Origin of the sequence: Georgenia sp. Z1344 (assembly GCF_049856295.1) — a bacterium.
GTDB lineage: Bacteria > Actinomycetota > Actinomycetes > Actinomycetales > Actinomycetaceae > JB111.
Genome location: NZ_JBNDMZ010000006.1, coordinates 1 through 12845 on the forward strand (window position 1 = coordinate 1; position 12845 = coordinate 12845).

General features: G+C 69.3%; 10 protein-coding genes. 6 read left to right on the forward strand and 4 right to left on the reverse strand.

Annotated features, from left to right (window positions below):
* The first annotated feature begins 132 nt into the window (after positions 1-132).
* A complete protein-coding gene (locus ACPYO6_RS07520) occupies positions 133-1440 on the forward strand; it encodes an ISL3 family transposase (RefSeq protein ID WP_425713489.1) in 1308 nt (435 codons plus the stop codon).
* On the opposite strand, the gene ACPYO6_RS07525 is transcribed toward ACPYO6_RS07520, so the two are convergent.
* From ACPYO6_RS07525 to ACPYO6_RS07535, 3 genes are all read right to left on the reverse strand, one after another.
* Complete coding sequence (locus ACPYO6_RS07525) at positions 1423-4428, reverse strand: DUF3427 domain-containing protein (RefSeq protein ID WP_425714241.1); 3006 nt, start codon at positions 4426-4428, stop codon at positions 1423-1425. The genes ACPYO6_RS07520 and ACPYO6_RS07525 overlap by 18 nt on opposite strands.
* Before the next feature lie 138 nt (positions 4429-4566).
* Positions 4567-5277, reverse strand: coding sequence for a response regulator (locus ACPYO6_RS07530; RefSeq protein WP_425714242.1), 711 nt, complete (start codon positions 5275-5277; stop codon positions 4567-4569).
* A gap of 29 nt (positions 5278-5306) precedes the next feature.
* A complete protein-coding gene (locus tag ACPYO6_RS07535) occupies positions 5307-6917 on the reverse strand; it encodes an ATP-binding protein (RefSeq protein WP_425714243.1) in 1611 nt (536 codons plus the stop codon).
* 164 nt (positions 6918-7081) lie between these two features.
* Here ACPYO6_RS07535 and ACPYO6_RS07540 point away from each other — a divergent pair, with 164 nt between their 5' ends.
* From ACPYO6_RS07540 to ACPYO6_RS07555, 4 genes are read left to right on the forward strand one after another with little or no spacing between them, the layout of a single operon-like run.
* Positions 7082-8131, forward strand: coding sequence for a Bug family tripartite tricarboxylate transporter substrate binding protein (locus ACPYO6_RS07540; protein ID WP_425714244.1), 1050 nt, complete (start codon positions 7082-7084; stop codon positions 8129-8131).
* A 1-nt stretch (position 8132) separates the two neighbouring features.
* On the forward strand, positions 8133-8753 hold the full coding sequence (locus ACPYO6_RS07545; protein ID WP_425714245.1) for a tripartite tricarboxylate transporter TctB family protein: 621 nt from the start codon (positions 8133-8135) through the stop codon (positions 8751-8753).
* Positions 8746-10407: a tripartite tricarboxylate transporter permease gene (locus ACPYO6_RS07550; RefSeq protein ID WP_425714246.1), complete on the forward strand. Its 1662-nt coding sequence runs from the start codon at positions 8746-8748 to the stop codon at positions 10405-10407. Before ACPYO6_RS07545 ends, ACPYO6_RS07550 begins: the two co-directional genes overlap by 8 nt.
* Complete coding sequence (locus ACPYO6_RS07555) at positions 10404-10799, forward strand: universal stress protein (RefSeq protein ID WP_425714247.1); 396 nt, start codon at positions 10404-10406, stop codon at positions 10797-10799. The genes ACPYO6_RS07550 and ACPYO6_RS07555 overlap by 4 nt, the downstream gene beginning before the upstream one ends.
* Positions 10800-10909: 110 nt before the next feature.
* Here ACPYO6_RS07555 and ACPYO6_RS07560 read toward each other — a convergent pair whose 3' ends face one another.
* Positions 10910-11377, reverse strand: a complete 468-nt coding sequence (locus ACPYO6_RS07560) for a hypothetical protein (protein WP_425714248.1) — start codon at positions 11375-11377, stop codon at positions 10910-10912.
* Positions 11378-11548: 171 nt separating this feature from the next.
* On the opposite strand from ACPYO6_RS07560, the gene ACPYO6_RS07565 reads away from it, so the two are divergent.
* Positions 11549-12841, forward strand: coding sequence for a DUF418 domain-containing protein (locus tag ACPYO6_RS07565; protein ID WP_425714249.1), 1293 nt, complete (start codon positions 11549-11551; stop codon positions 12839-12841).
* Positions 12842-12845: the final 4 nt, after the last annotated feature.

Genomic DNA, 12845 nt, shown 5'->3' on the forward strand with positions numbered 1-12845 from the left:
GGCTCTTCCGGATTGAGGGTGTAGACGGCCTGGCGCGGTGGTGAGCGAGGTGCCGGCGTGTCAGCGTCCAGATAGGGGTCGAGGTCTTCCGATGATGGGGGTTCTCACGCCACCCACCGGGAAGACCTCGACGTGCCTGACGCTACCTTCGCCCGCCCTGATCTGACCACGTTCGCTCGTCTGGACGAGCTCGGCTTGGAGGTCGTCGGCCAGCGCATCGAGCCTGGTCGGGCGGTCCTGGCCTGCAGGGTCGTCGAACCGGACAGCTGGTGCCGGCGGTGCGGGTGCGAGGGCGTCGCGCGGGACACCGTCACGCGCGAGCTCGCTCACGAGCCTTTGGGGTGGCGTCCCACGACGCTGGAGGTGAGGGTGCGTCGGTACCGGTGCACGGGCTGCGGGCACGTGTGGCGTCAGGACACGACCGCCGCGGCCGAGCCGCGCGCTCGGCTCTCCCGCCGCGGGTTGCGGTGGGCGCTGGAAGGGATCGTGTGCCAGCACTTGAGTGTCGCTCGTGTCGCCGAGGGGCTGGGGGTCTCGTGGAACACCGCCAACGCCGCGGTCCTGACCGAAGGACGCCGCGTCCTCATCGATGATCCGACCCGGTTCGACGGCGTCAGCGCCATCGGTGTCGACGAGCATGTCTGGCGCCACACCCGCCGCGGCGACAGGTTCGTGACCGTGATCATCGACCTCACCGCTGTTCGCGAGGGGACCGGCCCGTCCCGGCTGCTGGACATGGTCGAGGGCCGCTCGAAACACGCCTTCAAGCAGTGGCTCGCGGGCCGGCCGCAGGACTGGCGCGACGGGGTCGAGATCGTCGCGATGGACGGCTTCACCGGGTTCAAGACCGCCGCCGCCGAAGAGCTGCCCGACGCGGTCGCCATCATGGATCCTTTTCACGTGGTCCGCCTCGCTGGCGACGCGCTCGATGACTGCCGGCGCCGTGTCCAGCAGGACACCTGCGGGCACCGGGGCCGCAAGGGCGATCCGCTCTACGCCGCCCGCCGGACCCTGCACACCGGCGCCGACCTGCTCACCGAGAAGCAGTCCCAGCGCCTGGAGGGCCTGTTCGACGGCGACACCCACGTAGCGGTCGAGGCCGCCTGGGCCGTCTACCAGCGCATGATCGCCGCCTACCGCGTCCCCGACCGCGCACATGGTCGCCAGCTCATGGCCCAGCTCATCGCCTCCGTCAGCTCCACCGTGCCAGCCGCCCTGACCGAGCTGCGCAAGCTGGGCAGGACCCTGAAGCGCCGCGCCGCCGACGTGCTCGCCTACTTCGACCGGCCCGGCACGTCCAACGGCCCCACCGAGGCCATGAACGGCAGGCTCGAGCACCTGCGCGGCTCGGCCCTCGGCTTCCGCAACCTGACCAATTACATCGCCCGATCACTACTCGAGACGGGCGGATTCCGACCCCAACTACACCCTCGAATGTGAAGAGCCGACATAGGTTGCGGGTCCGAGGTATAGATATGGACTTGTACCGAATTCGTCCTGGCCCTCTTGGCGAACGAACAGAAGTACAGTGCTCGAACCGGAAATGTATCTCCTGCCGGTGCTGGAATTGATGCTTGTCGTCGACTGACTTTCCCAGTGAAACAGCTCGCGACTGATCGGGAAGTCTCGGTACATGGTTGTTGGTGAGTACCGTTCCTCGGTCTTGTTGAGTGTGACGAAGAATGCATCCACGTTGAGATTCGGTTCGTAGAGTACGCCCTCGCGGAACGAGTTCGGCTTGCGGGTGAGTGACGAGTAGCCGAGCGCCACGAGAACTTCTTCACGCTGGTATCGAGCATGGATGCGAAGGGGGAGTGTCGCGAGTCGACCGGGCGTCGGCGCAACCGGACGGCGCGCGGACTCGTAAGCGAGATCAATGACGGTCCTGAGTTCGTCGACGAATTCAGGCTCCTTTGTGAGGGTCCGCAGCCCTTCTGTCGCGCTCGCGTGGCCACCACCGCCCGGCCAGAGTGAGAAGAAGAGCATCTCTGCCAGTTTGTCGTCCAGAGATAGGTCTCCGCCCTCTGTGATTTCCTGAAGTGTCCGCTGGTAGCCCTCATGCCGAATGGGATCATCGACGTGCGTGAATGCGCGTAGGCGCTTAGCGAGTACTGCCTCGAGGTTCGACCCTTGCGATTCGAGATGCCCAGCCTCGCGGCGCAGCTCAGTCCAGGAGCGATTGCCTTTGCGTAGAATTGTCGCAAGCGTGTATCCGGTGCGATCGATGAAGTTGGGAAGATCAATATCTGGATCGAGTGCACGGAGTTGAGCAACGAGATGTGGCCATCGTGCATTGATTTGTGCCTTGAGGCTTCGAAGCACCACCTCCTGTGCGCGCCGATCGAGGACCACTTGACTACCTGCGGGAAGGAATGGAAAGCCGTCCTTGAGATCTTTTTCGAGGCGCCGCGGTGGACGCCCTGTCAGTGCCTGGAGTTTCAGATCAAACCTGAACTCCTCTCGCTGGTTGCCAACGAAGTCGAGGACCGTAAGAACTGGTTTGTCTGGGCGCTGTCGGAGCCCTCTGCCGAGCTGCTGGAGGAAAATCGTGGCACTGCTAGTCGGCCGCAGGAAGAGGATGGTGTCGACGTCAGGTATGTCGATCCCTTCATTGAAGAGGTCGGCTGAGAAGATGATGTTAACGTCGCCCTTACTGAGGCGTTCAAGTGATGCTCGTCGATGTTCAACGGTACTGCTTCCGTCGAGGGCAATGGCGTTGATGCCTCGTTCCGAGAACACTCGAGCCATGTACTTGGCGTGCTCGACGCCTACGCAGAAGCCGAGGGCGCGCATTGAGTGGACGTCAAGTACCTTGTCGTGAACCTCCCGAAGTATCACGCGGCTTCGCGCATCGTTTCCGGTATACAGGTTCTCGAGTTGTGCCGGTTCGTAGCGACCGCGCACCCAAGGAACGTCGCGCAGGTCGGTACCGTCGGAGCACATGAAATAGTGGAAGGGCGACAGAATCCCAGCATCCAGTGCTTCCCACAGCCTCAATTCAGCTGCGGTCCGCCCGCCAAAGAATCCACGCACGTCGAAACCGTCCGCTCGTTCGGGCGTGGCAGTCAGACCGAGGAGCTCGCGTGGCGTCAGGTGTTCGAGCAGCGCTGTGTAGCTCGCGGCTGCGGCGTGGTGGAACTCATCGATGACGACGATGTCGAACGCGTTAGGTGGGACCGTGCGAACGTCGGTGGATCGGAGCGACTGAACGCTGGCGAAGACATGTTTCCAGCGCTCGGGCCGGTTGCCGGCGACGTATAGCTCTCCAAAATTTGGGTCGGAGAGCACTTCCTGGTAGGTGCGCCGGGATTGCTCCAGTATTTCCGCTCGATGGGCGACGAATAGGAGACTCGGATAGGTTTTTGTCGATGCGTTTGAGAGGCGCCTGTAGTCGAGGGCGGCGACGACAGTTTTCCCAGTTCCTGTCGCCGCGACGACGAGATTGCGATGCCGGCCGTGAAGCTCACGTTCGGCTTCGATGGCATCAAGAATATGTTGCTGAAAGGCGTAAGGCCTTACGTCGAGTCCGGAAAGGTTGAGGCTCTGGACCCCAGCGGTCTTTTTTCCGCCGGCCACGGCGAGTGCGTGATCGAGTTGGTTGCGCTGTGATAGGTCGGTGGGATCGTACGGCCTGAACGTTGGGTCGTTCCAGTAGGTATCGAATGTCCCATTGAACTTCTGAATCAGATGGGGTGTGGCGACATTCGAGAGGCGGACGTTCCACTCGAGCCCGTCAAGTAGTGCGCTGCGGGAAAGGTTGGACGAGCCAACGTACGCGGTGTCGAATTCGGATTTGCGATGAAACAACCATGCTTTAGCGTGAAGTCGAGTCTTTGCCTCGTCGTAGTGGATTCGGACCTCGGCGCCAAACTCCTCCACGAGACGGTCGATCGCGCGCCGTTCAGTGGCGCCCATGTAGGTCGTTGTGATGACCCGAAACGGAACCCCTCTGTCTCTCAGCTCTCGAAGGTTATCTTCGATCACGCGCAGACCGTGCCACTTAACAAATGCACAGAGCAGATCGACCTGATCGGCCGAGGCCAGTTCCGCGCGTAGCTCGGCTCCGAGACTTGGCTCACCTCGCACATTTGTCAGGAGCGCCGCGTCGCTGAGTGGTGTGGCGGGGCGCGCAGGTGCGTCAGGGCTTGTGTGATTCGCGAGGCGCCGGAAGTAGCGCAACTGGCGGGGAGGATCGTCGATGATCTCCTGAGCGTCGATCGCTTCGATGAGTCGATTGGCTAGGTGGTTGCGTTCGGCGCCGTGTCTCGAGCGAAGGGCGTGCTCGACTAGCTGCCCCACGTGTCGGGCAAGGACGTGCGGTTGTTCGGCATCCTCGACGTCCTCCCACGCAGCTTGCGGTGCGCCGAGGCTCGCGATCTCGTTGAGAAGTCGCCGCGTGCCGAGGGATTTGTAGAGTCCGTCCTCCATGCCACGAGTCTTTCACTGTGTGGTGCATTGATACCCGGTTTGCGTGAATCTGGTGCGTGAAACGGAGTTGCGACGGTGCATGCAGTGCAGTTTGTGGTGGGGTACTCAAGATCGCCGCAGAGGTTGGTTTATTACGCGTCACCCAGTCGCCTCGTAGAGGTGCTGCGGCCGCCCCGACCGCCCGAACCTGGGCCGGACCTCCGCCAGCCCCGTCGCCGCCAGGTGTTCGAGGTACCTCCGCGCCGCCACGCGGGACATGCCGACCCGCTCCGCCACGTCGTCCGCGGAGACCGGCCCGCCCACCTCGCGCAGAGCCTCGGTCACCATCTCCATGGTCCGCTGCGCAAGGCCCTTGGGGAGGTGGGTGTTCGTCGTTGTGCGGGGTGTTGCTCGTCCTCCGCCGAGGAGCCTGTCCACCTGCTCCTGGCTCATCGGCTCGGTGGCCGCGTCCTGCACGAGTCGGCGGTGCCGGAGGTAGTCCTCGAGCCGCGCCTGGAGGTCCGCCCGCGTGAATGGCTTGACCAGATAGTGCAGTACCCCGCCGGCCATCGCCGTGCGCACCGTCTCGACCTCGCGGGCGGCAGAGATGACGACGACGTCGACCTCCCCGTCCTGCCGCAGCTGCCGAAGCACCTCGAGCCCCGAGATGTCCGGCAGGTAGATGTCGAGCAGCACGAGGTCCGGCGCCAGCTCGCGCGCCCGCGCCACCGCATCGGCGCCCGTATGGACCACGTCGACCACCGTGAAGTGCTCCGTCGACTCCACGAAGCTGCGATGAAGAGAGGCGACGTTGAAGTCGTCGTCGACCACGAGCACCCGCAGCGGAGTGCCGGTCTCCGCAGTACCCACCTGCGGTCCTCGCACCATCGCCGCGCCCATCACCGCACCACCTCCACCGGTATGCCGGCCGACTCCGAGCCACCGACCGCCGCGGCGAACCTCGGCGCCGGAAGCGTGACGACGATCCGCGCCCCGCCGTGCGCCGAGTCGCCCACCTCGATGCCGCCGCCGCGCCGGTCGACCACCTGCCGCACGAGTGCGAGCCCGATGCCGCGCGAGCTCGCCTCGTCCTTCGTCGTCACCCCGGGCTCGAAGACCCGCTCGCGCTCGCCCTCGTCGATACCGGGCCCGTCGTCCTCCACGGTCAGGACGGCCACCCCGTCCTCCCTCCGCGCACCGACCATGACGAGCCCCCCGCTCCCGGCGGCGTGCACGGCGTTGTCGATGAGGTTGCCGAGGATCGTCACCACGTCGGTGGTGCCGTCCGGCTCCACCCGGACCCCGTCGTCGATCTGCACGCGGACGCCGCGCTCGTGCGCGATCGCGGTCTTGGCCAGCAGCAGCGCCCCCACGGCCGGGTCGGTGACACCCGGGAGCGCGCTGTACATCCCCACGGCGCCGGACCGGCCCGTCCGGGAGATGAACTCCATCGCCTCCTCGGTGCGGCCGAGCTCGATGAGCCCGGAGACCACGTGCATGTGGTTGGCGAACTCGTGGGCCTGCGCGCGCAGCGCCTGCGTGAGGTCCCGTGCGCCGTCGAGGTCCCGCACGAGCGCGTAGATCTCGGTCCGGTCCCGCAGCAGCAGCACCGAGCCCACCTCGCGGTCACCGACCTCCGCGCGGTCGACGCGGACGAACAGGATCTGCTCGCCGACGAGCACGAGGGTCTCCCGCTCCACGTCGGGCCCCGCGAGGATGTCGGTGATCGCCGGGTCGAGGACGGCGGCGGCCTCGGATCCGATGCAGTCCTCCGGCAGGTCGAGCATCTTCCGGGCCTGGTCGTTGGCCAGCGCGATGCGGTTGTGCTCGTCGACGGCGACCATCCCCTCGCCGAGCCCGTGCAGCATCGCGTCCCGCACCTCGCGCAGGGAGGCGATCTCCTCGGGCTCCATCCGGTAGATCCGCCGCCACACGAGCCGGGAGATGTAGACCGCCCCGAGGGTGCCGACGAGCCCCGCTCCGAGGAGCCAGACGAACAGCTGCGGCAGGTCGTCCATCAGCTCGGCGCGCAGCGTGGCCTCGAGCGTGCCCACGGAGACCGAGCCGATGATGACGCCGTCGTCGAAGATCGGGACCTTGACCCGCCAGGACTCGCCCATCGTGCCAGTCTGGGTGCCTACGTATACCCGGCCGGACAGCGGCTCGCTCGGGTCCGTGGAGACCATCTGCCCGATGTTCTCCTCGTTGGGGTGGGAGTACCGGATGCCCTGGTCGTCGGTGACGACCACGTAGGTGACGTCCGAGGCCTCCCGGATGAGCTCGGCGATCGGCTGGATGATCGCGGACGGGTCCGGGGTGTCGTAGGCGTCGATGACGGACGGCAGCGTGGCCACCGACTGGGCGACGCCGACCATCCGGTCCTCGTGCGAGTCGCGGATCTGGGCCTCCTGCATGCGCAGCGCGACGAGCCCCACGGTGCCGATCGTGAGCACCACGATCGCCGCCTGGAGCAGGAGGAGCTGTCGCCGCAGCGACATCGGCCGGCGCATGGTCTCAGCCTGCCACGCCGCCGGCGGCCCGCCCCCGAGAACGCCCGCGACCAGAACGACCGAAACGACCGGAACGGCCCTTACGACCACTACGGCCGCAGCCTTCTCCGGCCAGGGACCTTCGTCCTAACTTCGCCGCACCCGCATCGCTCAAGGAGGAGCTCATGTCCCTGCGCCGCACCGCCGCAGCCCAGCGCCGCAACACCCGCAGCACCACCCGCCGGACCACCACCGCCCTCGCCGTCGGGGCGGCCGCCGCACTCGCGCTCGCCGCCTGCTCCGACGCCGAGGGGGAGGACTCGGGCGACGGCGAGGTCGAGATCGACAGCGTCGAGATCATCGTCCCCGCCGACCCCGGCGGCGGCTGGGACCAGACCGGCCGCACCATGCAGTCTGAGATGCAGGACAACGACATCGTGGGCGACGCCCAGGTGGTCAACGTCGGCGGCGCGGGCGGCACCGTGGGCCTCGCCCAGCTCGCCACCGCCACGAACGAGAACACGCTCATGGTCATGGGCTACGTCATGGTCGGCGCGATCGAGACGAACCAGTCCGAGACCACCCTCGAGGACGTCACCCCGATCGCCCGGCTCACCGAGGAGCCCCTCGTCGTCGTGGTCCCCGCGGAGTCCGAGTACGAGACCATCCAGGACCTCACCGACGACATCATCGCCAACGGCCAGGACGTCTCCGTCACCGGCGGCTCGGCCGGCGGCGTCGACCACATCCTCGCCGCCCAGCTGCTCACCGAGGCCGGGATGGACCCCGCCGACGTGGCGGGCGCCCTCAACTACATCCCCTACTCCGGCGGCGGCGAGTCCCTCGCGGCGCTGCTCGGCAACAACGTCGACGCCGGCATCTCCGGCGTGGCCGAGTACGCCGAGCAGGTCAACGCCGGCACGCTGCGGGCGCTCGCCGTCTCGAGCGAGGAGCCCTCGCCCGCGCTGCCGGACACGCCCACGCTCATCGACCAGGACGTCGACCTCGTGCTCACCAACTGGCGCGGCGTGGTGGCCCCCGGCAACATCGACGACGCCCAGGCCGAGGCCCTCACCCAGCTCGTCACCGAGATGCACGACGCCGACTCGTGGGCGGATGCGCTCGAGGCCAACAACTGGGACGACGCCTTCCTGGCCGGCGACGAGTTCGCCACCTTCCTCGAGGAGGACATCGAGTCGGTCCGCCAGACGCTGACGGACATCGGGCTGGTCTGACGTGCCGGCCCCCAGCTCCGGCGCCGGCGCGAGCCCGCCGACCGCCACCACCAACCCCACCAACCCCACCACCGACCCCGCCACCACCGCGACCGCCGCCGGCACCACGCCGGCGGCGGCCCGGCGGCCGAGGCCCGTCGGCGAGATCGTCTTCGCCGTCGCCGTCGTGGCCCTCGGCGCCTACGTCCTGCTCGACGCGGGGAACATCAACGTCCCCCTCACCGCCGGCGCGATGGGCCCGCGGACGATGCCCTACCTCGTCGGCGGGCTCCTCGTCCTCAGCGGGCTCGGCGTCCTCGCCACGATCGCGCGCGGCGGCCGCGGCGAGGCCGAGGAGAGCGAGGACACCGACTCGACCGCGGGCACCGACTGGCTGACGGTCGGCATCCTCGTCGCGGTCGTCGTCGCCCACATCCTGCTCATCGAGCCGATCGGCTGGCCCTTCGCGGCCACCGTGCTCTTCGCCGGCACCGCCGTCACGCTCGGCGCCCGGCCGATCTGGCGCACCGTGCTCGTCGGCCTCGTCATGGCCCTCGTCATCCAGGTCGCCATGGCCGGCGGCCTGGGCATCTCCCTGCCCGCCGGCCCGCTCCTGGAGGGGGTGGAGATCTTCCGTGGATAACCTCTCGCTGCTCATCGAGGGCTTCGGCGCCGCGCTGCAGCCGATGTTCCTCCTGTACGCCCTGCTCGGCGTGTTCATCGGCACCGCCGTCGGCGTCCTGCCCGGCATCGGCCCCGCCATGACGGTGGCCCTGCTGCTCCCGCTCACCTACACGCTCGAGCCCACCGCCGCGTTCATCATGTTCGCCGGCATCTACTACGGCGGCATGTACGGCGGCTCGACCACGTCGATCCTCCTCAACACACCGGGGGAGTCGGCGTCGATCGTCACTGCGCTCGAGGGGCACAAGATGGCCCGCGCGGGCCGCGGCGCCGCGGCGCTCGCGACCGCCGCGATCGGCTCGTTCGTCGCCGGCACGCTCGCCACCGTCGGCCTCACGTTCGTCGCCCCGATCGCTGCGCGGTTCGCCGTCAAGCTCTCCTCGGCGGACTACGTGGCGCTCATGGTCCTCGCGTTCCTCACCGTCGGCGCCCTGCTCGGCTCCTCGGTCACGCGCGGCATGGTCGCCCTCGGGCTCGGCCTGTTCATCGGGCTGGTCGGCGTCGACGCGATCTCCGCCCAGCAGCGCTTCACGCTCGGCATCCCCGAGCTCACGGACGGCATCGACGTCGTGCTCGTCGCCGTCGGGCTCTTCGCCGTCGGCGAGGCCTTCCACGTGGCGTCCCGACTGCGGAAGGGACCCGTCGAGGTCATCCCCGTGACCGGCGGGTGGCGCAGCTGGATGACGAAGGACGACTGGCGCAGGTCCTGGAAGCCGTGGCTGCGCGGCACCGCCGTCGGCTTCCCCATCGGGACGATCCCCGCCGGCGGCGCCGACGTCGCGACCTTCCTCTCCTACGCCACCGAGCGGCGCCTGGCCAAGGGCGAGCGGAAGAGGAGCTTCGGCAAGGGCGCCATCGAGGGTGTCGCCGGACCGGAGGCGGCCAACAACGCGGCCGCGGCGGGCGTCCTCGTCCCGCTGCTCACCCTCGGGCTCCCGACGACGGCGACCGCCGCGATCATCCTCGCCGCCTTCCAGCGCTACCAGATCCAGCCGGGCCCGCTGCTGTTCGAGAACCAGTCGGCGCTCGTGTGGACGCTCATCGCGGCGCTGTACATCGGCAACGTCATGCTGCTCGTGCTCAACCTGCCGCTCGTGGGCATGTGGGTGAAGATCCTGCAGATCCCGCGGCCCTACCTGTACGCGGGCATCCTCACGTTCGCCGGGCTCGGCGCGTTCGCGGTCAACTTCACGACCGCCGACGTCGTCATGCTCCTCGTCATCGGCCTGCTCGGCTTCTTCATGCGCCGGTACGGCTACCCGGTGGCGCCGATGGTCGTCGGCCTCATCCTCGGGCCGATGTTCGAGGCGCACCTGCGCCGGGCGCTGTCGATCTCCCAGGGGGACCCGGTGGCGCTCGTGCAGTCGCCGTTCGCCCTGTTCGTGTACATCGCCCTGATCGTCATCTTCGCCCTGTCGTTCTGGCTCAAGCGGCGCCAGCGGCGCCTCGACGCCGACGTGCTCGCCGAGTCCGGCGAGGGGGACGGGGAGGTCGGCGGGGGAGACGACACGACGGAGCCCGACGGCGAACGGCCCGACGACGACACCCCCGTCGTCGACTCCGCGCCGGCCGCCAGCGCGGGACCGGACCGCACCGACAGGGAGACGTCATGACGATCGTGCTCGGCTACATCCCGACGCCGGCGGGCACCGCCGCGCTCGAGGCGGCCCTCGAGGAGGCGCGGCTGCGGGGCGAGCGGCTCGTCGTCCTCAACACCACGAGGGCCGACCGGCTCGTCGACCCGCGGTACGCCCAGGCGGGGGAGATGGCGGAGCTCGACGCGGCGCTCGCGGCCTCGGGCGTGGAGCACGAGGTGCGGCACGGCGAGTCCGACGGGCTGGCCGGCGACGACCTCGTCGCCCTGGCCACGGAGCTGGACGCGACGATGATCGTCATCGGCCTGCGCCCGCGCTCGCCGGTCGGCAAGCTCGTGCTCGGCTCCGCGGCGCACGCGATCCTCCACGACGCCCCGTGCCCGGTGCTGGCGGTGAAGGCGGCGGGCTGAGCCCTCCTCGGTGCGTCGGTCGGCGGGTCACTCGGCCCGCCGACCGACCGATCCGCCGACCGACCGATCCGCCGATCGGCTGATTCGACCGCCGCCTCGCCCCGCAGCACCTACGGAGCGAGCCCGCCGCGTCGCGCCCGCCTGGCCCGGTGCGCCAGGAGCACCGAGGCGCCGAGCACGGACAGTGCCACCACGGTCCAGTTGTACGTGGTGTACGGCGTGAAGAGGTCCATGAAGGCGAACGTCTCCGGTTCACGAATCGTCCGGGGCGCGTCCTGGACGAGATCGGCCCCCCTCCTCGCGGTGTAGAGCGCGGGGAGAGCGAGCAGGAGCAGACCCCAGCGTGAGCCGAGCGTGAGCCCGAGGAGGACGAGGGCGAGGACGGCGGCGAGCGCGGAGAAGCGCAGCGCGGCCCAGCTGACGATCTGGGAGCCGCGAGGTGGGTCCTGGTAGATCGACGCGGCGGACAGCCCCTGGACGACGACCGGCCACAGGACGAGCGCGCACCCGAGCACGACGATGCCGATCGTGTACGGCACGGTGGTCCAGCGGGACCGCGGCGCATCAGGTGGCGTCACAGCGCGAGCGTAACGGCGTTCCAGGAGGCCGATCCGCCGGGTCGCGGGTCCATGTGCCCACCGGTCCACCGGGCCGCCGGCCCGCCGGCCCGGGGGTCCGTCGCTCCGTCGGCGCACCGATCCGCCGATCGGCTGATTCGCACGTCCTCGTGCGTTTCTAGCGTCGTCGGCATGACCTCCCGACCCGCCACCACCGAGACCCCGTCCACGGACCCGCCGGCCCCCGATCGGCCGCCCGCATCCGGAGCGCCCTCCTCCGGTCCTTCCTCCTCGAACCCGCCGCCACGCCCCCGCGCGCTGGCCCCCGACCTCGCCCGCGGGCTCATGCTCGCGCTCATCGCGGTTGCGAACGTGGCGATCTACCTCCACGACCGCCCCTACGGGCTGCGCCAGCACATCGTCGAGGACGGGGCGATCGACCGCGCCGTCACCTTCCTCGTCACCCTCACCGTCGACGCCCGCGCCTACCCGCTCTTCGCCGCCCTGTTCGGCTACGGCCTCGTCCGCATCGCCGACGGGCAACGCCGTCGCGGCGCCTCCCCGCTCGAGGCCCGCCGCATCATCCGCCGACGCTCCGTCTGGCTCGTCGCCCTCGGCGGCGCGCACGCCCTGCTCGGCTTCTCCGGCGACATCCTCGGCTGGTACGGCCTCATCGGCCTCGTCCTCGCCTCCGCCCTCGGCGCCCGCGACCGCACCCTCCTGTGGGCCGCCGGCGCATGGCTCGCCGTCGCGTCCGCCGTCCAGGGGCTGACGTACGCCGACCCCACGATCACGAACCAGCGCGGCCACCTGTGGTCCTTCGCCATCTCCGACCCGCTCGAGGCCCTCGCCTGGCGGCCGCTCGAGTGGGCGGCGGGCCCGGTGGGTCTGCTCGCCGTCGTCGCCCCGGTACTCGTGGGGATGTGGGCCGCCCGGCGCCGGATCCTCGAGAGCCCGACCGAGCACGCGACCCTCCTGCGCCGCACCGCCGCGATCGGGATCCCCGTCGGGCTGATCGGCGGCGTCGGCACCGCGCTCGCCACGGCTCACGTGTGGGAGCCGTCGGGCGTCGTCGTCGCCCTGCTGTCCTGGCTGCACATCCTCACGGGCGTCCTCATCGGCCTCGGGTACGCCGCGGCCATCGCGCTCGTCGCCGCCCGCCTCACAGCACCCCGCACGACGGCGAACCCCCTGTCCGCGCCCGTGGCTCGCATCGTCGAGGCCCTGCGCGCCACGGGGGAGCGGTCGCTCAGCTGCTACCTCGCCCAGTCGGTCGTGTTCGTCGCCCTGCTGCCGGCCTGGACCCTCGGGCTCGGCGGGACGCTCGGCACGGCGGAGGCCACCGCCCTCGCCCTGCTCACGTGGCTGCTCACCGTCATCGGTGCCGACGCGCTCGCCCGCCGTGGCCGACGCGGACCCGCCGAGACGCTCCTGCGCCGCCTCACATATGGCCGGGCCCGTCGCGGCGACCGCCCTCTACGGTGAGACG